This is a genomic window from Mycobacterium marinum (assembly GCF_003391395.1).
Classification (GTDB): domain Bacteria; phylum Actinomycetota; class Actinomycetes; order Mycobacteriales; family Mycobacteriaceae; genus Mycobacterium; species Mycobacterium marinum.
This window is the reverse complement of sequence record NZ_CP024190.1, coordinates 6,357,834-6,384,752: the sequence shown is the minus strand read 5'-3', so window position 1 is coordinate 6,384,752 and position 26,919 is coordinate 6,357,834. Positions and strand designations below refer to the sequence as shown.

Genomic DNA, 26,919 nt, shown 5'->3' with positions numbered 1-26,919 from the left:
GCCCCCAGTTATTGGTGTGGCCTGTTGGGCTCACACGATGTGGTCTAGGCGGTGTTGGGTGGGGTGGGTTGTGGTGTCCAGGGGTGCGCGTTCGCCGCTGCTGGTGGCTGCGGTGGCGGCGTCGGTGTCGGGGGTTTCGTCTGTGGTGTGGTGATCGGTCAGGGTGGTGTGCGGATGGGCGCCCTGTTGGGCCAGGGTGGAGATCATTTGTGCGTGTTGGGTGGCGGTGTTGGCCAGTTGGCTCACGGCGCTGGTTGGCCTGGCGAGGTTGTTGAGTTGACCGAGGATGGCGGGCAGCTGGGTGATCGTGGGCAGGCTGGCCAGCATGCTGGATAGGTCGGTCGGGTTTGTCGGATCGGGCAGGGTTGGTAGGCCGGTCAGCGCGGGGATGGGCAGCTGCGGTGCGCCGAAGTCGGGCAAGCCGGCGCCGGCCGCGGTGGGCAGGTGAAATTCGGGGGCGCCGGGTAGGTCGGCGAAAGCCGAGTCCAGATCGGGGAGGTGCGGCGGGGAGGCGGCGCTGCTATCGGTGAGATCGAACTCTGACAGGGAATGCGCTGGGGGCAGGCTCATTTCGGGTGAGCCGGGGATCATGTCCGACCGTGTAGGCAGGCCCGCCACCATGTCGGACAGTCGCTGCGTCGTCGTCTGCAGACTGCTGGCCCTGCGCGACGTCTTCTTCGCCAAGTCGTGCAGAACGAGAGCAGAGATACCTAGCACGGCACCGCATACGACTACGGCGAAGTTGAAGGAGAGTAGCTGGCCCTCGGGCCCCTGAAGTTCTATGCCGAGGCAAATCAATAGGTAGACCGAGACAAAGCCGATTGCTGCCCACAGTGCGGTGCGCGCTTGCTTCACGTCGTCGGCTTGGGATGACACCAGCTCGGCGGCGAGCCGGTCCAGATCAGCCATCAGCGTGGAGTGTCGGGACTGGGCGAGGGTGTGGGCCCCATAGGCGCGGGCCGCGCTGCCCTGCCAACCGCTATCGGGAACAAGAGCGGCGATCTGGGCGCCGAGGTCGTCGAACATCGCCGCGCCTTTGACCAGGCAACCACCTTGGTCGGGGGACGCATGTCCAAGCCATGCCAGTTCGCCGCCAAGGATGCAGTCGGTCACCAGGCAAACAACGCTGCCTCGGCGCAGCCATTGGGGATTTTCTTCGTTCCCCTCTGGGTCTTCTGCGATTAGTCGTCGAATCAGATTCCTCATTGTTCCGTTGAGGTTCATGCGTTGAACTTTCCTTCGGTTTCACGTTGAGCCGGCTGTTGAAGGTTGATCGGTGGTGTGATCTGTGTGGCCTCACACGACGAGGTCTTGGTTTGGTTGGGTGGGGCGGGTTGTGCTGCCCAGGGGTGCGCGCTCGCCGCTGGTGGTGGTGGCTGCGGCGGCGGTGTCGGGTGTGTCGGTGGCGTCGTCTTGGGTGGGGTGGTCGGCCGGGGTGGTGTGCTGTTGGGCCGGTTGGGTGGTGGTGCTGGTGGGTCCGGCGAGGTTGGTGAGTTGGCTCAGGGTGGTCCTGAGTTGAGCGATCGTGGGCAGGCCGGCTAGGACGCTGGTTAGGTCGGTCAGGTTTGTGGGTCCGGGCAGGGTTGGCAGGCCGGTCAGCGCGGGGATGGGTAGCTGCGGTGCGCCGAAGTCGGGGAGGCCCGCGCCGGTTCCGGTGGCCAGGTGAAATTCGGGGGCGCCGGGTAAGTCGGTGAAAGCCGAGCCCAGATCGGGCAGCTGCGGTGGGGTGGGCCCGGTGTCCTCGGCGAGATCGAACTCCGAGAGGCAATATTTTGGGGGAGTAGGCATTTCGGGCGAACCGGGAACTGCGTCGGGGCCGGTGGTCAGGGCCGCCACCAGGGCGGTCAATCGCTGCGTCGCCGCCTGCACGGCGCTGGCATTCCGTGACGTCGTGACCGCCAAGAAGGTCAGGGCGACAGCGGCGACAAACAACGCGGTACCGCATATGGGTAGTGCGGAATAGAAGGACGCGAGTTGGCCCTCGGGCCCCTGCAGTTCCAAACCAATGCAAACCACAAGCAAGACCGAGACAATCGCTACTAGTGCCCACAGGGTGGAGCGCACTTTGTGCACGTCATCGGCTTGGGCTGACACCAGCTCGGCGGCGAGTCGGTCCAGATCCGCCATCAGCCCCGTGTGCTGGGATTGGGCGAGGTTGCGAGCCCCATAGGCGCGGGCCGCGCTGCCCTGCCAACCGCTGTCGGGACCAAGGGCCGCGATCTGGGCAATGACACCGTCGAACATCGACCCACTGCTGTCCAGGCGGTCCCCCTGGTCGGGGAACTCATGTCCAAGCCATGCCAGCAAGCCACCAAGGATGCCGTCGGTCCCCAAGCAAACAACGCTTCCTCGATGCTTCGAAAGGAAACTATCGGTCAACTCCTCTTCCGCCGCTGGCGGATTCGCCTGTGCGGCGTTGAGCTCGTCGAGCACTTGCTGAGAAAGGTCTTGCATCTCTTTTACTACTCGAACGGTGGCTGGCTGCATGAGATGAACGTCTCCTTCGGTTGGACGTTGTGCCGGACGTGACCTGTTGGCCTCACACGGCGAGTTTTTGGTGTTGTTGGGTGGGTTGTGTTGTGCTGCCCAGGGGTGCGCGCTCGCCGCTGCTGGTGGTGCCCGCGGTGGCGGCATCGGTGTCGGGGGTGTTGGTGGCGTCGTCTCGGGTGCGGTGATCGGCCGGGGTGGTGTGCTGTTGGGCCGGTTGGCTCACGGCGCCGGTCCGCCCGGCGAGGTTGGTGAGTTGGCTCAGGGTGGTGCTGAGTTGAGCGATCGTGGGCAGGGTTGGCAGGCCGGTCAATGCGGTGATGGGCAGCTGCGGTGCGCCGAAATCGGGGAGGCCCGCGCCGGCCCCGGTGGCCAGGTGAAATTCGGGGGCGCCGGGTAGGTCGGTGAAAGCCGAGCCCAGATCGGGGATGTGTGGGGAGGCGGCGCTGCTATCGGCGAGATCGAACTCCGACCTGGAATGCGTTGGAGGCAAGGTTATTTTGGGCGGACCGGCAACTGCGTCGGAGCCGGTGGTCAGGGCCGCCACCATGGCGGTCAATCGCTGCGTCACCGCCTGCATATCGCTGGCACTCAGCCACGTCTTTTCCGCCAAGTCGTACATAACCACGCCGGCGATCAATAGCCCAATCGCGGCTACAAACGACGCGATATAGAAGGACACCTCCTGGCCGTCGGGCCCGCGCGATTCCAAGCCAATGCAAACCACCAGCACGACCGAGACAATCCCAATTTCTACTCTCATGAAGTCGCGAGCAAACTTCACGTGCTCGGCTTGGGCTGACACCAACTCGGCGGCGAGTCGGTCCAGATCGGCCATCAGGATCGTGTGTTGGGATTGGGCGAGGTTGCGAGCTCCATAGGCGCGGGCCGCGCTGCCCTGCCAACCGCCGTCGGGACCAAGGGCCGCGATCTGGGCGCTGACCCCGTCGAACATCGACCCGCTGCTGTCCAGGACGTCACCCCGAAATGGGCTGCCCTCTCCAAGCAATGCCAGCAAGCCACCAAGGACGCCCTCGGTCACCAGGCAAACAACGCTTCCTCGATGTCGCCAAGGAAAACTATCGGCCGTACCCTCTTCCGCTGGTGGCGGATTCCCCCCTGCGTTCCCTGTGATCCGCCGTCGAATCCAATTCCTAATTGTCATCAGGTCCATGAGATGAACGTCTCCTTCGGTTGGACGGTGTGCCGGACGTGACCTGTTGGCCTCACACGGCGAGTTTTTGGTGTTGTTGGGTGGGTTGGGTTGTGCTGCCCAGGGGTGCGCGCTCGCCGCTGCTGGTGGTGCCCGCGGTGGCGGCATCGGTGTCGGGGGTGTTGGTGGCGTCGTCTCGGGTGCGGTGATCGGCCGGGGTGGTGTGCTGTTGGGCCGGTTGGCTCACGGCGCCGGTCCGCCCGGCGAGGTTGGTGAGTTGGCTCAGGGTGGTGCTGAGTTGAGCGATCGTGGGCAGGGTTGGCAGGCCGGTCAATGCGGTGATGGGCAGCTGCGGTGCGCCGAAATCGGGGAGGCCCGCGCCGGCCCCGGTGGCCAGGTGAAATTCGGGGGCGCCGGGTAGGTCGGTGAAAGCCGAGCCCAGATCGGGGATGTGTGAGGATGCGGCGCTGCTATCGGCGAGATCGAACTCCGACCTGGAATGCGTTGGAGGCAAGGTTATTTCGGGCGGACCGGCAACTGCGTCGGAGCCGGTGGTCAGGGCCGCCACCATGGCGGCCAATCGCTGCGTCGCCGCCTGCACGGCGCTGGCATTCCGCGACGTCGTGACCGCCAATTCGACCACGGCGATACCGGTGAGCAGCAGCACCGAACAGCAAGCGACTGTCGCGATGTAGAAGGACACCAGCTGGGCATCGGGTCCCTGTGACTCCAAGCCGAGGCAAACCACAAGCAGGACCAAGACAATCCCAAGCTCTGCCCGCACGCCGTCGCGTACTTTCTTCACGGCTTCGGCTTGGGATAACACCAATTCGGCGGCGCCCCGGTCCAGATCGGCCATCAGGATCGTGTGTTGGGACTGGGCGAGGTTGCGGGCCCCATAGGCCTGCGCCGCGTTGCCCCGCCAACCGCCGTCGGGACCAAGGGCTGCGAGCTGGGCGCTGACGCCGTCGAATACCGACCCACTGCTGTGCAGGCCGTCCCCCTGGTCGGGGAACCCGAGTCCAAGTAGTGCCAGCAAGCCACCAAGGACGCCCTCGGTTGCCATGCAGATCGCGCTTCCCCGATGCTTCCGCAGGAAGCTGTCGGCGGTCCCGTCTTCGGCTGCTGGCTGATGTCCTTCCGCTCTGATCCATCGTTGGATCAGAGTCCGTATTCTCATCGGGTCCATGCGATGGACGTTCCTTTCGGTTTCACGTTGTGCCGGCTGGCCCGGTTGTTGTTGTGGCTAAGCGTGATTCCGGTCATCGAGTGCTCATGGGGCGGTTCCCGACGCCGAGTGGCGCCCGGCGCCAAGGCCGTCATTGTCGTCGTCTGCGGTGAGGGGATCGGCCAAGCCATGGTCGCGATCTGGCTGGGATCGCCCGCCGGCATGGATGGCCGTGACATGCGAAATCTCCTCCTTAACGCGCCAGCAATGATCGCCGCTGAATTCACCGGTTCCCGCACCAAATTCACATACCAGCTTTTCAGAATTACCTTCTGAAAAATCCCGCATCTGTTTCCAGTGCATGAGCCAGAATGACCTTCTAGAAAAAGATCAGAACTGGCTTCTGGAATAGGTTGCAGAGAGAACCTTTGATAAAGCGATGAAATTAACTATAACTTACTTTCGAATAGCCATCTGCCAGCAGCTTCGTCGGGTGCTCCAGCCTTCTCGCTGAAGTGCCGAAGCCTTCACGCGCGCCGCCAGCGATTATTCGCGAGTCCGCTACTGCGGAAATGGTCAGTGTGATCAAGGACATATCGGAACAAAGGCATCGGTCCACCATTTTGTGGCGTCCAATGCCGCCGACACTGCGCCGCCGAGGCCGCCTGTCACACGCGACGGGCGCCTACATAGCCGACGCGACGGGGTTCACCTGACCTTTCGGCTTGTCGGTCGGGCGAAGAGCAGGCGGAGGTACCACCGGTGTCGGGCGCGGCCCCGGCCCGGGGGTTGGGTAGCGGCGGAAACGGTTCTGCCCCAGGAGTCGGCGGGCGCGTGGTGACGGTCGTGCGCTTGCCCGGATTGACCGGCGCGCGGGGAAAGTGGTGTCGGGTCGGCAGGGGCGATCAGCGACGATATGTCTGGCGTCGGGGTCTCGTGGTTGAGCAGATCCACCAGGGCGTTGTTCGGGGGCCGCCAGCGATTGGATGCCAGAACCAGCTCCGCGGTGCGGGAAACCATGCCGACGTTGGCTACGTGTGCGGCGCGGACCAACGAGTTGACGGCAGCGGCCTTCTCATCGTCGTCGAGGCCAAGATCCGTTTCCAGGGTGCGGATTTCCCGGTGAGCCGCATCCACATGCTCGCTGATGTCGGATTTGGCTTGCTCGATCAAATCCGCGGTATGGCGGTGCCAGGAAATCACCGTCGCGAGGTAGTCCCGCAGCGTCACCAATTGGTCGATGTTGGCGCCCAAGGCCTCGTTGGTGGCATTTGCCGCAGCGCCCGACCAGGCGCGGTCTTCGAAGACCCGGACCCGCTGTTCGCGACACGTTTCGAGGACACCGGTGACTTCGTGCAACGTTTGACGGTACTTCCGGGCTTGGTCATAGAAGGCGTCCTCATCAGCCTCTGGCCATCCGTCCGGGTCGAGCATCGGCCCGGAATACCTGCCCGCCGGCCTCGCGATACCCATCGCCTACCCACCCCCGGTCGATGGCGTTTCCCGCCGTTGGCCCGGGCCGGTTGCATAGACGGGCGCCCGCTCGTCGGTGGGTGCGCCCGCGGCCGCGCCTGAGGTGGCTTCGGCGAACTGATCGGGCTGGCTCAGGCGGCGGGTGTTGGTGAGCCGGCTGAGGGTGGCCACCAGCCCAGCGGGCGGTGCGGTCGTGGCGGGCATGCTGGGAGTGCCTGACAAGCGGGGAATGGGCAGGTGAGGCGCACCGAAATCGGGGAAGCCGGGGGTTGGCAGGGCGGACAGCACGAATTCGGGCGCACCGGGCAGGTCGGCGAAAATTGATGCGGCGTCCGGAATCTGGGGAGTCTGGGGGGTTAGCTCGGGCGCGTCGAATTCCAGCGGGGAACTCAATGGGGGAAATGCCACATCGGGGCGCCCGGCGGGCGGATCAGACAACATCGGCAAGGCCGCCAACATCCCGGTCAAACTCTGTGTCGCCGCCTGCAGGCTGCGCGCATTCTGGTAGGAGGTGACTACCAAGTACGTGATGCAGCACGCGACGACAATCATCGCAAGATCGCAGACGATTGTCGCGATGCGAAACGACCAGAGTTGGCCCTGGGGCCCCATAAATAGTTCACAGTTGAGGCAAATCACGTAGGTACAGGCAATGATTCGGATCTCATCGAGCAGGATTTCGCGGATGGCCGCTATGGCATCGGCTTGCGCTGCCACCAGGTCGGCGGCGAGGCGGTCGAGATCAGCCATCAGCTGGGTACGTTGTGATTGCGCCCGGTTCTGGGAGGTGTAAGCCTGTGCCGCCAAACCCTGCCAGCGGTCCTCGGGAACAAGGGCGGCGATCCGGCCGCTGACTTCGTCGAATATCGACCCACTGTGCACCAGGGCGGCGCCGCGGTCGGGGCTTCCAAGCCCGAGCGCCAACCAGATGCCGGTAAGGCCGAACTCATTGAGCAGACAAAGAATGGACCCCCGCTTCACCCGCTGCGGGTTGGCTTGTGGCAATGCCCCAGGTTCGACTTCGGGTTCGGGATTAAAGGCCATGAGTCGAGCTGTCCTCTCGGGTCCAACGTTGCTCCGGCTGCAGCGGCCGTTGTAGCTGGTGATGGTTTTGGCCGCTGGCGCTTTCGCCTGCTGGTGCCGGGACACGCGCGCGTGCCGGGGTCGCGCTGCCCGCGGCGGCGTCGCTGACGGGTTGATGGGCTGGCCGGGCTAGCGCGGCCAGCGCGCCCGAAAGACCGGGCCGAGTGGCCAATTCGTTGGTGCTAAGCATTGTGGGCAGGGCGTCGGGCAGGGTCGGCATGCCGGTCAAGCGGGGGATGGGCAAGTGGGGTGCGCCGAAGTCGGGGAAGCCGGGGGACGCAACGGTGGGCAACCTGAACCCGGGCGCACCGGGTAACTGTGCGAACCCGAGCGCGGCATCGACGGTGCGCGCGACGGGCGTGGCGGCCGGGGCTTCGCGAGGTGAATATGGCAGAGGGAAGGCCATATTGGATGAGCCGATCGCCTCAGGCCATCTCGGCAAGACCGCCAACATGGCGGTCAGCTTCTGCTCGGCGGCCCGCAGATCGCCGGCATTCCGCGACGTCGTGACGGCCAGGTCGATCAGGAAGCCAATGGTGATAGCTAGCAGGACACCGCATGCGGTGAGCGCGATAGCGAGCGAAACCTCATGGCCGAGCGGCCCCAACGATTCACAGTAAACGCACAACGCGCAGAGACCGGCGACCGCGACCATCTCGCCCGTCACGACTGAGCGAACGGCCTGTACGTCCTCGGCTTGTGCTGTCACCAGATCGGCGATGTGGCGGTCCAGATTGCTCATCAGCGTTGCGCGCTCGGACTGTGCACGGTTTTGGGCTCCGTAGGCCCGCGCCGCGCGGCCCTGCCAGCCGGCTTCGGGACCCAGGCCCGCAATCTGGGCACTGACTGCGCCGAACCTTGAACCGGTGCCGGCCAAGCCCTCCGCCCGCTCGGGGAATCCGTATCCGAGCCAGGCCAGCGCTCCACCGAGAATGCCCTCGGCCGCAACGCAAACATAGGAGCCCCGAAGCCGCAGCCACTCATCCCGCTGCAGCTGTTCTACCAGTTGCTGTACGCGTGCCTGGAAGTTCCCGACCCCATGAACCAGCTGCTGGTTCATGAGGCGCAGGAACTCTGCGAACTCCTCCATGGGGGATGGCCTTTCGGTTCAGGTTGTGGCGGGTGCCGCGGATTGGTCGTTGTGCGCTCGCGGGCGTCACACAACAAGCCCTCGCTGTTGGTCGTTGGGGCGAGTTTCGGCATCGATGGGTGCGCGTTCGCCCACGGTGGTGTCCGCGGTGGCGCCCTCGGTGTCGGGGGTGTCGTCGTCGTGGTCTGTGGTGAGGTGATCGGCCAGGGTGGCGTGCTGTTGGGCACCCTGCTGGGCCACCGAGGAGATCATTTGGGCATGTTGCGTGGCGGTGTTGGCGAGCTGGCTCATGGCACCGGTTGGCCCGGTCAGGCTGTTGAGTTGGCGCAGCGTGGGCAGGTTGGCCAGGACACCTGACAAGTCGGGCAGGGCTGGCATGCCGGCCAATTGGGGGATCGGCAGGTAGGGCGCACCGAAATCCGGGAAGCCGGGTGCGGCCACGGATGGTGCGGTGAACTCGGGGGACCCGGGTAGATCGGCGAGAGCCGCCCGCGGATCGGGGGTGTGAGGGCTGCGCGCGGTCTCATCGGCGACATCGACGGCAGACGGGCAATGCGGTTGGGGTAGTGCGACTTCGGGCGCCCCGGGGATGATGTCGCACCACCTCGGCAAGGCCGCCACCATGGCGGTCAGTCGCTGCGTCAGCGCCTGCAGACTGCTGACATTGCCCGAGGTCCTGACCGCCAAATCGATGAGGAAGCCGGCAGCGACGGCTAGCGCAGCCCCACAGATCGGTATCGCGATCTTGAACGAGAGCAGCTGTCCGGCAGGCCCCTCCAGTTCAAAGACAACGCACGCACCAAACAGGATCATGACCAACAGAATTTCTAGAATCACCACATCGCGTGCGGTCTTCACGCCATGGGCTTGGGATGTCACCAGTTCGGCGGCGAGACGATCCAGATCGGCCATCAGCCCGGCGTGCTGGGACTGAGCCTGGTTCTGAGCCAGGTAGGCAGCCGCTGCGGTGCCCTGCCAGCCGGCGTCGGGCCCAAGAGCCGAGATCTGGGCGCCGGCACGGTCAAACATCGCCCCACTGCGGTCCAGGGCATCACCCACGTCGGGGAGCCCATTTCCAAGCCACGCCAGCGCGCCGCCCAGGGCACCCAAGGTCACCCCGCACACCAGGGTCCCTCGACGAAACCCCTGCGCATTGCCCGGTGCGCCCGGCTCGATCACGTTCTCGTGTGCGACGCCTTGCATTGGCACCTGGGGGTTGCCGTGCGCGAATTGTTCAATCAGATTCTCCTGCCAAGCGCGAAGTTGCGCCAGCTGTTGTGCGGCAGTCATGGGTCTGGGCTTTCCTCAGAGGGCTAACGCCGCGCCAGCTGGCGCGGCGGCTATTCCGGTAGGGGTTACGGCGTACGGGTGGCTTATCCCGGTGGCTTCACCCGAGACGTTCTCGCTGTTGTTGGTTGGGGAGGGTTTGGGCATCGATGGGTGCGCGTTCGCCCGTGGCGGTGCCGTCGGTATCAGGCGTGTCCTGGTCCGTGGTGAGGTGATCGGCCAGGGTGGCGTGCTGTTGGGCGCCCTGCTGGGCCAGCGCGGAGATCATTTGGGCATGCTGGGTGGCGGTGTTGGCGAGTTGGCCTATCGCGCTTGTTGGCCCGGTCAAGTTGTTGAGTTGGCGCAGCGCGGTGTTGAGCTGAGCCATCGTGGGCAGGCTGGCCACGATGGCCGACAAGTCGGGCACGGTTGGCATGCCGGCCAATTGGGGGATCGGCAGATAGGGTGCGCCGAAGTCCGGGAAACCGGGTGCGGCCACGGACGGCACGCTGAACTCGGGGGACCCGGCTAGACCGGCGAGAGCCGACCGAGGATCGGGCGTGCGAGGGGTGGGCGCGGCCTCCTCGGCGATAGCGGATCCAGATGGGGAATGCGCTAGGGGCAAGGTCACTTCGGTCGAACTGTAGACAGCGCCGGCCTTTCTGGGCAGATCCGCCAACATATCGGTCAAGCGCTGTGTCGCCATTTGCAGATCGCAGCCGTTGCGCCAAGTCGTCTCCGCCACATCGACCAGATAGCCAGCGGCGACGGCTAGCGCGGCACCACACGCAGCTAGTGCGATTTTGAACGACCACAACTGACCCGCAGGCCCCTGCATTTCATAGTAAACGCAAACAGCAAATAGCACTGCGACCAAGGACAATTCCGCAATCAGGACGCCGCGAGCGGTCTTTACGGCATCGGCTTGGGATGACACCAGGTCGGCGGCCAGACGATCCAGATCAGCCATCAGCGTGGCGTGCCGGGACTGTGCGAGGTTTTGGACCAAATAGGCCTGCGCCGCGCTGCCCCGCCAACTGCCGCCGGGAATCAGAGTCGCTATTTGGGCACCGACGCCGTCAAACATCGACGCACTGCACGCCAGACCATCGCCCCGGTCGGGGAACCCGTTTCCCAGCCATGCCAGCGCGCCGCCAAGGAGGCTCTCGGTCACCACACACAGAACAGAGCCACGACGCAGCCGACCGGGGTTGTCCCCGTCTTCTGTTGCCGGCTGGTGGGCCGCCTGTGGTGCTGGCTCCGGTTGTGGTGCCGGCAGATGCTGTGCTTGTGGTTGGCCGGGCAACACCCTCGCCAGCTCCATCAACGCGTAGTGCTGCCAAAAGGGGTCAGTCATCGGTTGGACTTTCCTTTCAATGTCCCGCGATCCCCACTGCACCACCGGTGGGCCGCCGAGGCTGTGGCAGCGGAGTCGGGCTGAGTCGGCCGCCTCACCGGACGCGCTCTTGGTGTTGTAGGGCGGAGCGGTCTTCGGCATCAACGGGTGCACGTCCGCCCTGTTGGGCCAGCGCGGAGACCATTTGGGCGGGTTGGGCGACGGTGTTGGCGAGCCGCCTCACGGTGCTGGTCGGCCCGGTGAGGTTGTTCAGTTGAGTCATCGTGGGCAGCTTGGCGAGGACGCTTGACAGGTCGGGTTGGGTTGGCGTGCTAACCAATTGGGGAATCGGCAGGCGCGGTGCGCCGAAATCAGGGAAGCCGGGGCTGGCCACGGGGGGCAGGCTGAACATGGGGGACCCGGGTAAGCGTGCGAACACGACGGTGGCATCGGGGATGTGGGGGATGGGAGCGGTGGCGTTGGCTTCGCAACGCGAAGGCGGTGGGGGCAGCGCCATATCGGCCGGCGCGGGAATCGCGTCCAACGATTTCGGCAAGAGCGCCAGCATGTCGGTCAATCTCTGCCCGGTTGCGTGCAGATCGCGCGTATTCCGGGCCGTTGTAACCAGCAAGTAGATCAGGCAGCCAACAAGGACAAGCATCGCGAGAGTGCACACGACCAGTGCCACTCGAGCTGACAACAGGAGGCCGGCGGGCCCCAGCCCTTCCTGGTAGACGCAATACGCACCGGTAATGGCAACCGCGACCATCTCGGCGGCCACGGCGTAGCGAACGGCTTTGACGGCATCGGCTTGGGATGACACCAGGTCGGCGACGAGCCGGTCCAGCTCACCCATCAGCTTTGCGCGCTGGGATTGTGCGAGGGCTTGGGCGATGTAGGCGCGCGACGCGGCACCCTGCCAGCCGGCTTCAGGAACAAGGGCCGCAATGAGGGTGCCGACCTCGTCGAACATCGATCCGCCGCTGACCAGGCGATCACCCGCATCGGGAAAGGCGACGCCGAGCAGCGACAGTGAGACGCCAAGGACGCCCTCGGCGGCAGCGCACAGCACGGATCCGTACGCCACCGCCAAATTGTCGTGCGGCAACGGCTCTGGGTCCGGCTGAGTCATCGGTGTTGCGTCGCTTTCGGTTTGGTGTGGTTAGGGGTGGGTTTGGTTGATGGCGGTGGCGAGGGTGGCCAGGGTGGTGGCCAGGGTGTGGTTGGCGGCGTTGTCGTAGGCGTGGACGGCTTGTTTGGCGTTGTGGAGGGCTTGGTTGACGCGGTGGGCGACGCCTTGGGAGCCGAGTTGTTTGAGGAGGCCGTCTTGGATGCGGATGCCGGTGAGCCAGTTGTATCCGTTGAGGGTGACCTGCACGGTGTGGGTGTTGTCTGAGGCTTTGAAGTTGCCGGCGTTCATTTGGTGGAAGCGGTTTTGCAGGGCGGTGTGGAATTGGGTGAGCCCTGCGAGCAGGTGTGCGGCGGTGGGGTCGAGGTTCATGGTTTGTGCTCCGTGGTGGTTGTGGTGGTGAGGTGGGGTCGGGCGGGGCCGATGAGTGCTTCGGTCCAGGGTCGTTGTTCGGTGTAGAGGGCTCGGTCGTCTTGCTGGGTGCGTTTGGTTTTGGCGTTTTGGGCTTGGCCGTTTTCCCCCATGGGCATGCCCCCCATGGGGCCCGCGCCCAGGGGGCGGCCGGTGGTGCCGGGGCCCAGGGCGCCTGGCGCACCCGGGGGTGTGGGGCCCGCGCCCAGGGGGGCGGTCAAGGGGATGGCGGCGCCGGCGCCCCCGCCGAGTGCGGCGGGTTTGACGGTGGGGCCGGTGGCGAGTGTGGCCGCGGCGCGGGCGGCTTCAGTGGTGTCGGGGGTTGCGGCGGGGGGTGGGGTGAACGGCATCGTCGGCATCGGTGGTGTGCCGGTGAAGGGCAGTGTGGGGTCCCCGCCAGGCGGGAGCGGTGGTAGCGGGGGTGGGGGTTTGGGGTCGTTGTGGGTGGGGGCTGCCGGTGGTCGGGGTGGTTGCACGGGCTCGGTGATTGTCCTGGTGGCGTATCCGGTCAGCACTTCCTCGGATTTCTTCTGAAGCTTCGCGTATTCCTTCATCAAGGCGATTCGTTGGTTGCCGCGGTGGGCGTGGCGCAAATCGTTTTCCAGTTCCGTGATCGCGGTCAATGTCGGGTGTTGACCAATGGCCCAGTGGTGGGCTTGTTCGAGGCCTGAGGCTTGTTTGGCCATCGTGGTACTCAACCGCGCCATCAGGCGCAGCCAGTCCCGGTGTTGATCGAATGCGGCCTGCACCGCGGTGGCCGCTTCACCTTCCCAATTCTCGAAGTCGCGGAACCGTCCCAGGGACTGCTGAATTGTCAGGTTGTAGGCATTCCAGTCATGGGCGAACTTCTTCAGCGATACACCCTGGTCGGGCTTGTTGAGCTGTTGGGCTGCCGTTTTGAGTTCGGTGAAATCGGGCGGGTATTTCGCCGCCGCGACGGTAAGGGTATCGCTCAGCGCGACGGGAGCCAGGTCCGTACCCGCGGGCACCGGCGGTGCCCCGATGCCGTGGCCGTCGGTGCCCAAAGCCGTTGCCGCACCTTCGTCGATCTGTTCGTAGGCCTTGGCCGCATCCCTCATGAACTGCGCAAGCCGTTGCCGCGCTTGGGCGCCCGACTGCAGATAGGCACGCATGCTCTCGGCCGACAACGCCAACTGCGTGGCCCCCGCAACCGCCGGGTCCAGGGCGCACGCGGCCAACACCGCACCGCCGGGCGGATCAGCGATCGGGGCTTCCACCTCGGTGGCCCTGGCCACGATCTCGCTGGGATCCACCGCCAGCATCCACGGCTGCGACATGCCGAAACTCCTTCATCGTGCTATAGCTATTATCGTCGCTGAATTCGATGGTCCGCGCACCAAATTCCGGCACGATTATTTCAGAACTACCTTCCGAAATAAACCAGAATTAGATTCCAGGACATAAATCAGAACAACCTTCTGGGATAAAGCAGAATTGGCTTCTGGAATAAGCCGCAGAAAGAACCTTGTATAAAACTTTGAAATAAACTATAACTTAGTTGCGCACAGCCATCTGGCAGCGGCTTTCCCCGGTGCGTGAAACGTTCGCGTTGCAGCGCCGAAGCCTTCACGGGCACCGTCGGCGCGCTTATTCCGCAAGTCGAATATCGCGGCGCTGGCGCATGCCATCGAGAACATATCGGAACAACGAGGTAGGGATAACGATGTTGTGGCACTCAATGCCACCGGAACTCAACACTGCGCGGCTGATGGTTGGCGCCGGAGCGGCGCCAATGTTGGCCGCCGCGATGGGATGGGAGGCATGGGCCGCGGCTTTGGACGCTCAGGCCGCCGAGGTGTCTGTGCGCTTGAACTCGCTCGGCGAGGCATGGACCGGAGCGGGCAGCGACAAGGCCATCGCCGCTGCCACGCCGATGGTGACTTGGCTGGCAACCGCCTCAGCGCAGGCCAAGATCAGGGCGAGCAAGGCAACCGCACAAGCCGCGGCCTACACCCAAGCGATGGCCGAGACCCCGTCGTTGCCAGAGATCGCGCAAAATCACGTCACCACCGCAGCTCTTACCGCGACCAACTTCTTCGGCATCAACACGGTGCCGATCGCGGTCAACGAGACCGACTACTTCGTGCGGATGTGGAACCAGGCCGCCGCGGCGATGGACCGCTACCAGGCCGAAACGATCATCAACACCATCTTCGACAAGCTTGAACCGATGAAACCGATCCTGGCGTCGGTGGGCCGATTCGTGACGAACGGACTGGATCAGGCGGCAAGGATCGCGCCGAGCGTCGCCCTGCCCTCCAAGGAAGCGATCGGGCAAACCGCCGCCCAGGTATCGGGCATGACCAGCTCCGCGCAGCAACTCGCCCAGCTGGTGCAGCAGACGACGACCCTGTTCAGCCACACCGGCGGTGCGGGTGCGGCGGTGAGCGACGCCGAGCAAGGTACGCAGGTGGGCCTGCTGGGCGTGAGCCCGCTGTCCAACCACCCGCTAGCGGGCGGATCCGGCCCCAGCGTCGGGGCCGGATTGATCCGCGCAGACTCGATGCCCGGATCAGCAGGGTTGCTGGCCCGCACCTCGCTGATGGCCCAACTGGTCGATAAACCCACCGCAGCAATGGCGCCGACGCCCGCAAGCGCCGCACCCTCGGCCACCGCCGGCACCGCCCCCCTGGCGCCCATGGGTCACAGCGCACCCGCTGGCAGTGGCAGCCCCCGGCCAAGACCGGCCACCCGCACGCTGGTGCTGCCCGAACTCGACGAAACCGACCCGCACGGTTGGGACGCCGGCGAGGACTGGTGAACCGCACCTAATCCGCTCGCCGCGGAACCGACTCACCCATTGCCCCAACACGTGCACCAACTGGGGAACCAGGGTCAGGTGTGCGGGCTCCGGATGGTTTCGAGCTCCCGTCGCCAAGATCGAGCAACACGACGAGAAGAAACAGCTCGGCCGAAGCGCAACGAGCAGATCCCCGAATCCATGTCCGGTTGCCTTGTCCCGCCTGCTGTGCCGGCTCCCGGTTGACCGGCGGCGCCGCCGGAACGACGGGAATGCCCGGTGCGGCAGGCGGAGGAACGGGAATCATTGCGGTGGGCTCAACACACGCGCTTTTGGGGCTGCGGCGAGGGGGCGGTCGCGGCACCGGCAGGCACCCGCTCTTGGGCAGTGGTGCCCGCTGCAGCGGCGCTGTCGAAATGGCCGAGCCGGCCGGTGATCCCCGACCCTCTTTTGAGTTGGCGGCCGGTGGCGGGGAGCGGTCCCGCGAAGCCGCTCGAAACGTCGCGCAGACCGCGGAATACGTTGGGCTGGCGGGGTAGGCCGACCAAGGTGGGGATGGGCAAGTGGGGCGCGCCGAAATCGGGGAAGCCGGGACTTGGCGCGGTAGGCAGGCTGAATTCGGGCAAGCCGGGCAACTGCGCGAAAATTACTGCAGCATCCGGTATCTGGGGGATTGGCTGCGTGTCGTTGGGCAGGTCTGCGAGGGCATCAGCCAAGGGCTCAGCGGGCAGCCCGGCAACCGCGGGGGCCAGCGTCGGCAAGCTCGTCATCATGGTGGTCAGGCGCTGTGTCGTGTCTTGCATGCCGCTGGCGTTCCGCGACGTCGTGACCGCCAACGAGATCAGACCGCCAATCAGAGCGGCTAGCGCCACACTGCACAGGTCTAATGCGAGGAAGAACGAAACAGCTTGGCCGGTAGGCCCTTGCGCCTCGAGCGCCAGGCAACAGACGCCCAAACAGGCGACAAACACCTCCGCCGTGATCACGACGGACCGCACTCTCGTAACGGCATCGGACTGAGCTGCCACCAGGTCGCGGGTGTGACGGTCCAGATCGCCCATCATCTTCGCGCGCGCAGACTGCGCGAGGCTCTGGGCCGCATAGGTCTGCGCCGCACAACCCCGCCACCCGCCGCCGGGAACCAGGGCCGCGACCTGGGCACTGACTTCATCGAACATCGACCCACTACCCGCGTAGCGATCACCCGGATCAGGGAGTCCGTCGCCAAGCAAGAACCGGACGCCGACGCAAACGTACTCGGTCGCATCGCAAATGACGGATCCCCGTCGCCACGCGGTCGGGAGATTGTCCACGATGCCCGGGAGACAGTGGCTCGCAACGGTCTTAACGCCGTCCATGCACATGATGAGGGGGTCCGCGATATCCGACGAAGTGTGGGTCATGGGTTTGACTCTCCTCTCGGGTTGTACGTCTAGCGGCTCTGGCTTGGGCTGACGACGGTTCGGCCGTTAGGGCTGTGCCGTTGGTGTCATCGAGCGGGGGGCGGCCGCGGCGTCGACCGGAGCGCGCTCGTCGGTGGCGGTGCCCGCGGCGACGGCGTTGTCCTGGCCGTGGGGGTGGCGCTTGGCCGGGGTGGTGGGCTGTGAAACACCGTGCTGGGCCAGAGATGAGATCATCTGCACTCGTTGCGCGGCGGTGTTGGCGAGTTGGTTGAGGCGGGCAACCCGTCCCGCGAGACCGGCTAAGGCGCCCGAAGGGTTGGGTAGGCCAGGGAACGAGTCGGGCAGGCTGGGCATGCCGGCCAACCCGAGGATGGGCAAATGGGGCGCGCCGAAGTCGGCGAAACCGGGGCTCGGCGCGGTGGGCAGGCTAAGTTCGGGCGTGCCGGCCAGGTTCGCGAAAACGTCGGTGGTGTCGGGTGTTTCGGGGCGGGACGCGGTGTGGTGGGTAGCGTCGAATTCCGATGGGGGTCCGGCTGCACCGGAAACCCCGGCAATCTCGTCAGAACAATGAAGTAACCCGGTCACCGTCTCGGCCAGTGCCTTCGTCAGCAGATGCAGGCCGCTCGCATTCCGCGATGTCGTGCTCAGTAGAGCGAACAAGAAGCCCACGGCGGTAGCCAGCGCAATCGCACATACGGTTAGCGCGACCTGAAGCGACAACACCTGGCCGGCCGGCCCCAGCGTTTCCCAGTAAAGGCAACAAGCGCCCGTCCCTCCCACCACGGCCATCTCTGCCCCGACGATCCAGCGAGCGGTCTTGACGGCATCGGCCTGGGCGGAGACCAGCCCGGCGGTGAGACGGTCGAGGTCACCGATAAGCATCGCGCGTTGCGACTGAGCGAGGTTGTTGGCTGCATAGGTCTGCGCCGCGGCGCCGCGCCAGCCGCCGCCGGGGACGAGATCCGCGATCTGGGACCTGGCCCCGTCGAACATCGACGCACTGCTCAGCAAGTCATCACCGCTATCAGGGAACCCAAGTCCGAGGTATGTCAGCACGCTGCCAAGCAGCGTCTCGGTCCCAAGACAGATGAGCGATCCCCGCAACAGCCGCTTCGGGGCATCTTCGGCCATCTCTTCCGCCGGGCCGTTCGGCCAGTTCGGCGGCCGCTCACTGACCCACTCCCCGTTAACGAAATACTGGCCGCACTCCTCCCCTCCGGGCCCATATGTAATGGTTTCTCCGTTCGGGAAGAGTTTCTGCTGGTTCGCCAGCCAACGTTCTACGTAGTCCGACGGCATGGGTTCTATGGGCTCGGTCATGGCCCGACCTCTCTTATCGATCTGATCTTTGTGTTGCTGTGGTCCGCGCTGGTGGCGGGCTTGGTGGCGGGGCTATGGCGTGCTGGCACGACCCGGCGGTCCGTCCTGCCGTGTCTGAGCCATGCCGAATCATTCTCCTTAGTGCTATAGCCATTATCGCCCGGCGAATTCAGTCGTTTCTGCACCAAACTCCCCGGCCTCGGGAATGGAATTGCGTTCCAGGATGAATCAGAAGTAGTTTCTGAAATAAAATGGCTATGCAAACGAACCGGACTTTACTTCGGAAATGCGAGTCGCAGGGCGTTTTCGTCTAAATGGACAACGCCGTTATCGAAGTATCCGCGCTAGCCCCGCTGGGGGGTGCCGACGCGCGGTGGGTGGTGTTGGGTTCGGCCGGTCGCAGTCGTGACCGGCGCACGCTCGTCGGTGCTGGTGCTCGCGGCGGCGCCGGTGCTGTCGGCCCCGGTGCGCTGTTGGGCAAGCGAAGAGACCATCTGGGCCTGTTGAGCCGCGGCGGTGTTCAGCTGGCCCAGGGCTGCGGTAACCCGATTCATTGCCGCCAGTTCGCCGCCGGTGGGCATCGTGGGCATGCCGGCCAAGGTGGGGATGGGCAAGTGGGGCGCACCGAAATCGGCGAAACCGGGGCTCGGTGCGCTGGGCTGGCTGAACTCGGGTGAGCCGGGTAGGCCGGGTAGGCCGGTCAAAATCATGGCGGCATCGGTGGTCTGAGGAACGGCCCCGAGGTCCTCGGCAAGTCCGGCGGTACGCCACGGCAAATTTTGCGCGGCTCCATCGGATGCCGACGGGGGAACGGCCGCGTCGGCCAGCGCGGGAACCTGGCCAGACCAATTCGGCAAATTGGTCATCATGTCGGTCAATCTTTGCGTGAGCACCTGCAAGCTCCGCCGATTCCGATCACTGGCAATACCGCCGTACGCCAGCAGGCCGAACCAGCTGGTCAGCGCCCCGATGCACACGACCCCGGCGATGTTTTGTGACAGTCGCCAGCCCGCCGGTCCCAGCGCCCCCTCAATGTAGAGACACACCGCGCCCGCACAGGCAACGATGACCATCAACGCAATCACGCCGGTGCGAACGGTTTTAACGATTTCGGCTTGAGATGCCACCAGGCCGGCGGAGAGGCGGTCAAGATCACCCAGCAGCCGCGCGCGTTGTGACTGTGCGAGAGTCTGGGCCGCATAGGCCTGCGCCGCGATGCCCTGCCAGCCCTCCTCGGGAACCAGAGCCGCGATCTGGCCGCTGAGTTGGTCGAACATCACCCCGCTGCGCACGACGCTGTCACCCTTTTCGGGGGGTGTTGGATGCGCCAAAGCGTAGATCAACCAGGCGAAGAGGACGGCCTCGGTGCAGGCGCACATCACTGATCCAGGTTCGCCACGTAATTCCGGTTCCGGCGGGTTGTTGTTTCCGCCAGGCACCGGCGCATCATTACCTGCTGGATTGAAAGGCTGCATGCTGCAAAGTTCCTTCTGATCTGGTGTTCTCGTTGCTGCGGTTCAGGCTGTGCCGGCTCGCCTCGATGGGCTTACCGGAGGTGCGCTCGAATGGATTCTCGTTCGGCGTGCCCAAATTTCTATCCGCCGTGCATATCTATTATGGGTGACTAAATGCGGTGATCCCCACACCAATTTTCAGCCAAGAAAGCAGAACGGCCTTCCAAGATAAATCAGAATTACCTTCTGAAATAAAACGATATGTACGGCTTCTGATACATTTCGTCAAGGCGACCTGGCGGGGCAAGTGTTAAATAGACAATGCGGTTGTCGCCACAGCGCGGGTGTGCCCACTCGTTGGATCCCGCGATTCGTATGGCGATCACGGCGACGCGGGGGTGTGGGTGTGTCGGCGCGATCAACAAGCATTGGACCGGGCGCTAGAGGCGGTGATCTAGGCACACCCAACGGGCCGGAGTCGGCGGTGTGGTTGTCATGGTTGTCGTTGTCGCGCTCACCGGCCACGGCCGGGTGTGTCCCATCACACTCCCGCGGACTGTCGATGGACGCTGAACTGGGGTCGGTCCAGAATCGGCCGCTAGCTATTGGGCGGGGTGGGGCGAATCGCCCAGCGGGACCGCCAGTCTTAGGTTTTTCTTAATATTGCGCAAACATGACCGGTGGCAACCGGGGGATGTCGTGGCGTCGTGGCCATGGCGCGTGCACGGTGATCCCAAAATTCCCGCACGATAACTGCCACGCCTTATCGTGGAACGTGTTGCCGAAGTGACTGCTGTGTGACGCGGTCTCCGATGTGGACGAGTGCGCTTCGGCGCCGGTCCAGCAAATTAGTCTAAGCAGTTACTGTGGCTCGTCGCGGGGTTGGGGGCGGCGGTTGACGCGCCGATAATTCACCGGAAAACGGCACGTGAGCGCGGCCTTCGATCATTGGCTGCGCTGACCGTACGGCATCGCCACTGGGCGGGTTACCATTGGTAAGTTGGCATGTCAGGCGGGTTTTGTCATATCGTTTTACGACTTGTCGTGATCGGTTACAGGGGCACCGTTCAGCGCTGCACGGACGAATCCCTGACTGGATCATCCCGCACGAGGGCCAGCCTATCGACAAGACCGAAGGGGCCAACGCGGGCAACGTCGGGGCGAGGTGGCCTACGGGCTGCTGGTGAGGCCGCGCAGTTAAGTCTGCTGAAGGGTTAGGTGGGTATGACGCCCAAGCGCGTCGGGCTGTACAACCCCGCATTCGAACACGATTCGTGTGGGGTAGCCATGGTGGTCGACATGCATGGCCGGCGGAGCCGCGACATTGTGGACAAGGCGATTACTGCGCTGCTCAACCTGGAACACCGGGGCGCTGCTGGTGCCGAGCCGCGCAGCGGTGACGGTGCCGGCATCTTGATTCAGGTCCCGGATGCATTCCTCCGGGAGGTCGTCGACTTCGAGCTACCGGCCCCGGGCAGCTACGCCACCGGCATCGCCTTCCTGCCGCAGTCATCCAAAGACGCGGCCGCGGCCTGCGCGGCCGTCGAGAAGATCGCCGAAGCCGAAGGCCTGCAGGTGCTGGGCTGGCGCAACGTGCCCACCGACGACTCGTCGCTGGGCGCACTTTCACGCGACGCAATGCCGACTTTCCGCCAGGTTTTCCTGGCCGGAGCCTCCGGCATGACCCTGGAACGGCGCTGCTACGTCATCCGCAAACGGGCTGAGCACGAGTTGGGGACCAAGGGCCCCGGCCAAGACGGCCCGGGCCGGGAGACCGTGTACTTCCCCAGCTTGTCCGGCCGGACGTTCGTCTACAAGGGCATGTTGACCACCCCACAGCTCAAGGCGTTCTACCTGGATCTGCAGGACGATCGGCTGACCAGTGCCCTGGGGATCGTGCACTCACGGTTCTCGACCAACACGTTCCCGTCCTGGCCGCTGGCGCATCCCTTCCGGCGCATCGCCCACAACGGGGAGATCAACACCGTCACCGGCAATGAGAACTGGATGCGGGCCCGCGAGGCGTTGATCAAGACGGATGTCTTCGGCACCGAAGCAAACGTGGAGAAGCTGTTCCCCATCTGCACCCCGGGCGCGTCTGACACCGCGCGTTTCGACGAGGTGCTCGAACTGCTACACCTGGGCGGGCGCAGCCTGGCCCATGCCGTGTTGATGATGATCCCGGAAGCCTGGGAACGCCACGCGAGCATGGACCCGAGCAGGCGGGCGTTCTACCAGTACCACTCCTCGTTGATGGAGCCGTGGGACGGCCCGGCGTCGATGACATTCACCGACGGCACCATCATCGGCGCGGTGCTGGACCGCAACGGCTTGCGCCCGTCGCGGATCTGGGTCACCGAGGACGGCTTGGTGGTGATGGCCTCCGAGGCTGGCGTGCTGGACCTCGACCCGTCGACGGTGGTGCAGCGGATGCGGTTGCAGCCGGGCCGGATGTTCTTGGTCGACACCGCGCAAGGCCGCATCGTCGCCGACGAAGAGATCAAAGCGGAGCTGGCTGCCGAGCATCCCTATCAGGAATGGCTCGACAACAACTTGATTCCGCTGGAGAAGTTGCCGTCGGGCGAATACGCCCGGATGGCCCATGAGCGGGTGGTCCTGCGGCAGCTGGTTTTCGGCTACACCTACGAGGAACTCAACCTGCTGGTGGCACCGATGGTCCGGGCCGGTGCCGAACCGATCGGGTCGATGGGCACCGATACCCCGATCGCGGTGCTGTCGCGGCGTCCCAGGATGCTCTACGACTATTTCCAGCAGTTATTCGCACAGGTGACCAACCCCCCGCTGGACGCGATCCGCGAAGAGGTGGTGACCAGCCTGCAGGGCACCACCGGTGGTGAGCGTGACCTGCTCAACCCCGACGAGAACTCCTGCCACCAAATCCAGCTGCCCCAGCCGATTCTGCGGAACCACGAGCTGGCCAAGCTGATCAACCTCGACCCCGAGACTGCGATCAACGGGCGGCCACACGGGATCAAATCCAAGGTGGTTCGTTGTTTGTACCCGGTCGCCGAGGGTGGCGCCGGGCTGGCCGCCGCGCTGAATGAGGTACGTGCCCAGGCGTCGGCGGCGATCGCCGATGGCGCCCGGATCATCGTGTTGTCGGACCGCGAGTCCGATGAGCGGATGGCACCGATCCCGTCCTTGCTTGCAATTGCCGGGGTTCATCACCACCTGGTACGCGAGCGCAGCCGCACCAAGGTCGGGCTGGTGGTCGAATCCGGCGACGCCCGCGAGGTTCATCACATGGCGATGCTGCTCGGCTGCGGCGCAGCGGCGGTGAACCCCTATCTGGCCTTCGAGTCGATCGAGGACATGCTCGACCGGGGGGTCATCGACGGCATCGACCGCAACACCGCGTTGAGCAACTACGTCAAGGCCGCCGGCAAAGGCGTGTTGAAAGTTATGTCCAAGATGGGCATTTCGACGCTGGCGTCCTACACCGGGGCACAGCTGTTCCAGGCGGTAGGGGTGTCCGAAGAAGTCCTCAACGAGTACTTCAGCGGACTGACCTGCGCCACTGGCGGGATCACCCTCGATGACATCGCCGCCGATGTCGCCACCCGCCACACGCTGGCCTACCTGGACCGGCCAGACGAACGCGCACACCGAGAGCTTGAAGTGGGTGGGGAGTACCAGTGGCGTCGCGAAGGCGAGTACCACCTGTTCAACCCCGAGACCGTTTTCAAGCTTCAGCACTCCACCCGCACCGGCCAATACAAGATTTTCAAGGAGTACACCCGCCTGGTCGATGACCAGAGCGAACGGATGGCCTCGCTGCGGGGACTGCTCAAGTTCCGGGCCGGCGTGCGGCCCCCGATACCGTTGGACGAGGTGGAGCCCGCCAGCGAAATCGTGAAGCGCTTCTCGACCGGAGCGATGAGCTTCGGGTCCATATCGGCCGAGGCGCACGAGACGCTGGCGATTGCCATGAACCGGCTGGGCGGCCGGTCAAACAGTGGTGAAGGCGGCGAGGACGTCGGGCGATTCGAGCAGGATCCCAATGGGGACTGGCGTCGCAGCGCCATCAAGCAGGTCGCCTCGGCGCGTTTCGGCGTCACCTCGCATTACCTGACCAACTGCACCGATATCCAGATCAAGATGGCGCAGGGCGCCAAGCCCGGTGAGGGAGGCCAACTTCCGGGGCACAAGGTCTATCCCTGGGTGGCAAAGGTGCGTCACTCCACCCCGGGTGTCGGCCTGATCTCGCCGCCACCGCACCACGACATCTACTCCATCGAGGATCTGGCGCAGCTGATCCACGACCTGAAGAACGCCAACCCATCGGCACGGGTGCACGTCAAGCTGGTCTCCGAGAACGGGGTGGGGACGGTCGCCGCCGGCGTCTCGAAAGCCCACGCCGACGTGGTGCTGATCTCCGGGCACGACGGCGGTACGGGTGCGACGCCACTGACGTCCATGAAGCACGCCGGTGCGCCCTGGGAGCTGGGCCTGGCCGAGACGCAGCAGACGTTGCTGCTCAACGGATTACGTGACCGGATCGTGGTTCAGGTGGACGGTCAGCTCAAGACCGGGCGCGACGTGATGATCGCGACGCTGCTCGGTGGCGAGGAGTTCGGTTTTGCGACCGCCCCGCTGGTGGTGGCCGGCTGCATCATGATGCGGGTGTGTCACCTCGACACCTGTCCGGTCGGCGTGGCCACCCAGAATCCGTTGCTGCGGGAGCGGTTCACCGGAAAGCCCGAATTCGTGGAGAACTTCTTCATGTTCATCGCCGAAGAAGTGCGCGAATACATGGCGCAGTTGGGCTTCCGCACCATCAACGAGGCTGTCGGCCAAGCGGGGGCACTGGACACGACGCTGGCGCGGGCGCACTGGAAGGCGCACCGGCTGGATCTGACGCCCGTGCTGCATGAGCCTGAGTCGGCGTTCATGAACCAGGACCTGTACTGCAGTTCCAGCCAGGATCACGGGCTGGACAAGGCGCTCGACCAGCAGCTGATCGTGATGAGCAGGGAGGCGCTGGATTCCGGCAAACCGGTCCGGTTCGCCACCACCATCAGCAACGTCAACCGCACGGTCGGCACCATGCTTGGTCACGAGGTGACCAAAGCCTATGGCGGCCAAGGCTTGCCGGACGGAAGCATCGACATCACATTCGAGGGATCCGCTGGCAACAGCTTCGGTGCGTTTGTGCCGAAGGGGATTACCTTGCGCATCTACGGCGACGCCAACGACTACGTCGGCAAAGGACTCTCGGGCGGCCGGATCGTGGTGCGGCCATCGGATAATGCGCCACCGGGTTATGTCGCCGAAGACAACATCATCGGGGGAAATGTGATCCTTTTTGGTGCCACCAGCGGAGAGGTATTCCTGCGCGGCGTGGTGGGTGAGCGCTTTGCGGTTCGCAACTCCGGGGCTCATGCCGTGGTTGAGGGCGTCGGCGATCACGGTTGTGAATACATGACCGGCGGCCGGGTCGTCATCCTTGGCCAGACCGGCCGCAACTTCGCCGCCGGAATGTCGGGCGGTATCGCCTACGTCTACGACCCCGACGGCGAACTGCCGGACAACCTGAACACCGAGATGGTCGATGTCGAGACGCTCGATGACGATGATTCCGAGTTCGTGCACGGCATCGTCCAGGCTCACGTCGATGCCACCGATTCCGCTGTGGGCCAGCGCGTCCTGGCCGACTGGCCGCAGCAGCAACGGCATTTCGTCAAGGTGATGCCGCGCGACTACAAACGGGTGCTGCAGGCGATTGCCGAGGCCGAACGCGACGGTGTGGATATCGACAAAGCGATCATGGCGGCTTCGCATGGCTGACCCGACCGGCTTCCTGAAATACACGCATCGCGAACTGCCGACCCGTCGGCCCGTCCCGTTGCGGCTACGTGACTGGAACGAGGTCTACGAGGACTTCGACAACGAGACGCTGCGTGAGCAGGCGACTCGCTGCATGGACTGCGGTATTCCGTTCTGCCACAACGGATGTCCGTTGGGCAACCTGATACCGGAATGGAACGACCTGGTGCGCCAGGGGCGTTGGCGCGATGCAATCGAACGGCTGCATGCCACCAACAACTTTCCGGACTTCACGGGGCGGCTATGTCCGGCGCCGTGCGAGCCGGCGTGCGTGCTCGGGATCAACCAGGATCCGGTGACGATCAAGCAGATCGAGCTCGAAATCATCGACAACGCCTTCGATGAAGGCTGGGTGAAGCCACTGCCGCCGCAGACGCTGACCGGTAAGACGGTTGCCGTTGTGGGCTCCGGTCCGGCCGGTCTGGCGGCCGCGCAGCAGCTCACCCGGGCCGGGCACAAAGTCACCGTCTTCGAGCGTGAGGACCGCATCGGTGGTCTGCTTCGCTACGGCATCCCCGAGTTCAAGATGGAAAAGCGTGTTCTGAATCGGCGGCTCGAGCAGATGCAGGCTGAGGGCACCGAGTTCCGGGCCGGCGTCAACGTCGGGGTTGATATCACGGCCGAGCAGCTGCGCGCCGATTTTGATGCGGTCGTGCTGGCCGGTGGTGCCACCGCGTGGCGGGATCTGCCCATCCCCGGCCGGGAGCTGGATGGCGTCCATCAGGCGATGGAATATTTGCCGTGGGCCAACCGGCTGCAGGAGGGCGACGACGTGCTGGGGCCCGACGGGCAACCACCGATTACCGCACAGGGCAAGAAGGTCGTCATCATCGGCGGCGGCGACACCGGCGCGGACTGCCTGGGCACCGCGCACCGCCAAGGTGCGGCCAACATCCACCAGTTCGAGATCATGCCGCGTCCGCCGGAAGCCCGCGCTGCGTCGACCCCGTGGCCGACCTACCCGCTGATGTATCGGGTGTCCGCGGCACACGAAGAGGGCGGCGAGCGGGTGTTCTCGGTCAACACCGAGAAGTTCATCGGTGACGATGGGCGGGTGCGCGCGCTCAAGGCGCACGAAGTCGCGATGCACGACGGCAAGTTCGTCAAGGTCGAAGGGTCAGACTTCGAATTGGAGGCCGACCTGGTTTTGCTGGCGATGGGCTTCGTTGGTCCGGAGAAGCCCGGTCTTCTCACTGACCTCGGGGTCAAGCTCACCGACCGCGGAAACGTGGCCCGCGGCGACGACTTCGAGACCTCAGCACCGGGGGTCTTTGTTGCCGGAGACATGGGTCGTGGCCAGTCATTGATCGTCTGGGCGATTGCCGAAGGCAGGGCCGCGGCGGCCGGAGTGGACCGCTATTTGATGGGTTCCACGGCGTTGCCAGCCCCAATCAAACCGACCGCAGCACCGCTTCAATAATCACAACAGCCACATTAGAAACATTTGATAATTGCTCGGCGCGTCGTTTTCGGTTTGCCAGAGCCGGGGTGTCTAATTGGCCGATGTGGGCTCCGTCACATAGACGTCGCACATGGGG

19 protein-coding genes are annotated in these 26,919 nt (G+C 64.7%); 4 read left to right on the top strand and 15 right to left on the bottom strand.

Going from position 1 to position 26,919, the window contains the following annotated elements:
* Positions 1-30: 30 nt before the first annotated feature.
* From CCUG20998_RS27135 to CCUG20998_RS27120, 4 genes are all read right to left on the bottom strand, one after another.
* Positions 31-1,224, bottom strand: a complete 1,194-nt coding sequence (locus CCUG20998_RS27135) for an EspA/EspE family type VII secretion system effector (RefSeq protein ID WP_020731124.1) — start codon at positions 1,222-1,224, stop codon at positions 31-33.
* 72 nt (positions 1,225-1,296) lie between these two features.
* Entirely contained in the window at positions 1,297-2,487 is a 1,191-nt protein-coding gene (locus CCUG20998_RS27130) for an EspA/EspE family type VII secretion system effector (protein WP_020731123.1), read from the bottom strand.
* A 52-nt stretch (positions 2,488-2,539) separates the two neighbouring features.
* Positions 2,540-3,529 carry an EspA/EspE family type VII secretion system effector gene (locus CCUG20998_RS27125; protein WP_103654187.1) on the bottom strand — a complete coding sequence of 330 codons (990 nt, stop codon included), beginning with the start codon at positions 3,527-3,529 and terminating at the stop codon, positions 2,540-2,542.
* Between the two features lie 184 nt (positions 3,530-3,713).
* Complete coding sequence (locus tag CCUG20998_RS27120) at positions 3,714-4,706, bottom strand: EspA/EspE family type VII secretion system effector (protein ID WP_103654186.1); 993 nt, start codon at positions 4,704-4,706, stop codon at positions 3,714-3,716.
* A gap of 18 nt (positions 4,707-4,724) precedes the next feature.
* Between CCUG20998_RS27120 and CCUG20998_RS27115 the strand changes: the two genes are divergently transcribed.
* The gene (locus CCUG20998_RS27115; protein ID WP_231389796.1) at positions 4,725-5,144 is read left to right on the top strand and encodes a hypothetical protein; all 420 of its coding nucleotides are present in this window, start codon (positions 4,725-4,727) and stop codon (positions 5,142-5,144) included.
* A gap of 372 nt (positions 5,145-5,516) precedes the next feature.
* On the opposite strand, the gene CCUG20998_RS27110 is transcribed toward CCUG20998_RS27115, so the two are convergent.
* From CCUG20998_RS27110 to CCUG20998_RS27075, 8 genes are all read right to left on the bottom strand, one after another.
* Entirely contained in the window at positions 5,517-6,281 is a 765-nt protein-coding gene (locus CCUG20998_RS27110; RefSeq protein ID WP_036456799.1) for a hypothetical protein, read from the bottom strand.
* A 3-nt stretch (positions 6,282-6,284) separates the two neighbouring features.
* Positions 6,285-7,325 (bottom strand): EspA/EspE family type VII secretion system effector, encoded by a 1,041-nt coding sequence (locus CCUG20998_RS27105; protein ID WP_020731118.1) that lies wholly within the window; start codon positions 7,323-7,325, stop codon positions 6,285-6,287.
* Entirely contained in the window at positions 7,315-8,454 is a 1,140-nt protein-coding gene (locus tag CCUG20998_RS27100) for an EspA/EspE family type VII secretion system effector (protein ID WP_020731117.1), read from the bottom strand. Before CCUG20998_RS27100 ends, CCUG20998_RS27105 begins: the two co-directional genes overlap by 11 nt.
* A gap of 66 nt (positions 8,455-8,520) precedes the next feature.
* A complete protein-coding gene (locus CCUG20998_RS27095) occupies positions 8,521-9,744 on the bottom strand; it encodes an EspA/EspE family type VII secretion system effector (RefSeq protein ID WP_020731116.1) in 1,224 nt (407 codons plus the stop codon).
* A gap of 97 nt (positions 9,745-9,841) precedes the next feature.
* Positions 9,842-11,077, bottom strand: a complete 1,236-nt coding sequence (locus CCUG20998_RS27090; protein ID WP_020731115.1) for an EspA/EspE family type VII secretion system effector — start codon at positions 11,075-11,077, stop codon at positions 9,842-9,844.
* 94 nt (positions 11,078-11,171) lie between these two features.
* Positions 11,172-12,143, bottom strand: coding sequence for an EspA/EspE family type VII secretion system effector (locus CCUG20998_RS27085; RefSeq protein ID WP_231389795.1), 972 nt, complete (start codon positions 12,141-12,143; stop codon positions 11,172-11,174).
* Between the two features lie 75 nt (positions 12,144-12,218).
* Positions 12,219-12,557: a YbaB/EbfC family nucleoid-associated protein gene (locus CCUG20998_RS27080; protein WP_012396919.1), complete on the bottom strand. Its 339-nt coding sequence runs from the start codon at positions 12,555-12,557 to the stop codon at positions 12,219-12,221.
* Positions 12,554-13,894, bottom strand: a complete 1,341-nt coding sequence (locus tag CCUG20998_RS27075) for a PPE domain-containing protein (protein WP_116269157.1) — start codon at positions 13,892-13,894, stop codon at positions 12,554-12,556. The genes CCUG20998_RS27080 and CCUG20998_RS27075 overlap by 4 nt, the downstream gene beginning before the upstream one ends.
* 386 nt (positions 13,895-14,280) lie before the next feature.
* Here CCUG20998_RS27075 and CCUG20998_RS27070 point away from each other — a divergent pair, with 386 nt between their 5' ends.
* Positions 14,281-15,378, top strand: coding sequence for a PPE family protein (locus tag CCUG20998_RS27070; RefSeq protein ID WP_020731113.1), 1,098 nt, complete (start codon positions 14,281-14,283; stop codon positions 15,376-15,378).
* Between the two features lie 296 nt (positions 15,379-15,674).
* Here the strand turns inward: CCUG20998_RS27070 and CCUG20998_RS27065 are convergent, their stop codons facing one another.
* The 3 genes from CCUG20998_RS27065 to CCUG20998_RS27055 all read right to left on the bottom strand — a co-directional run bounded on the left by CCUG20998_RS27065 (position 15,675) and on the right by CCUG20998_RS27055 (position 19,555).
* Positions 15,675-16,760 carry an EspA/EspE family type VII secretion system effector gene (locus CCUG20998_RS27065; protein ID WP_020731112.1) on the bottom strand — a complete coding sequence of 362 codons (1,086 nt, stop codon included), beginning with the start codon at positions 16,758-16,760 and terminating at the stop codon, positions 15,675-15,677.
* Positions 16,761-16,826: 66 nt separating this feature from the next.
* Entirely contained in the window at positions 16,827-18,080 is a 1,254-nt protein-coding gene (locus tag CCUG20998_RS27060) for an EspA/EspE family type VII secretion system effector (protein ID WP_051173407.1), read from the bottom strand.
* Positions 18,081-18,424: 344 nt separating this feature from the next.
* On the bottom strand, positions 18,425-19,555 hold the full coding sequence (locus tag CCUG20998_RS27055; RefSeq protein WP_020731110.1) for an EspA/EspE family type VII secretion system effector: 1,131 nt from the start codon (positions 19,553-19,555) through the stop codon (positions 18,425-18,427).
* 1,203 nt (positions 19,556-20,758) lie between these two features.
* Between CCUG20998_RS27055 and gltB the strand changes: the two genes are divergently transcribed.
* Both gltB and CCUG20998_RS27045 read left to right on the top strand, forming a co-directional pair.
* The gene (gltB, locus tag CCUG20998_RS27050) at positions 20,759-25,342 is read left to right on the top strand and encodes a glutamate synthase large subunit (RefSeq protein WP_036456793.1); all 4,584 of its coding nucleotides are present in this window, start codon (positions 20,759-20,761) and stop codon (positions 25,340-25,342) included.
* Positions 25,335-26,801: a glutamate synthase subunit beta gene (locus tag CCUG20998_RS27045; protein ID WP_020731107.1), complete on the top strand. Its 1,467-nt coding sequence runs from the start codon at positions 25,335-25,337 to the stop codon at positions 26,799-26,801. Before gltB ends, CCUG20998_RS27045 begins: the two co-directional genes overlap by 8 nt.
* Positions 26,802-26,919: the final 118 nt, after the last annotated feature.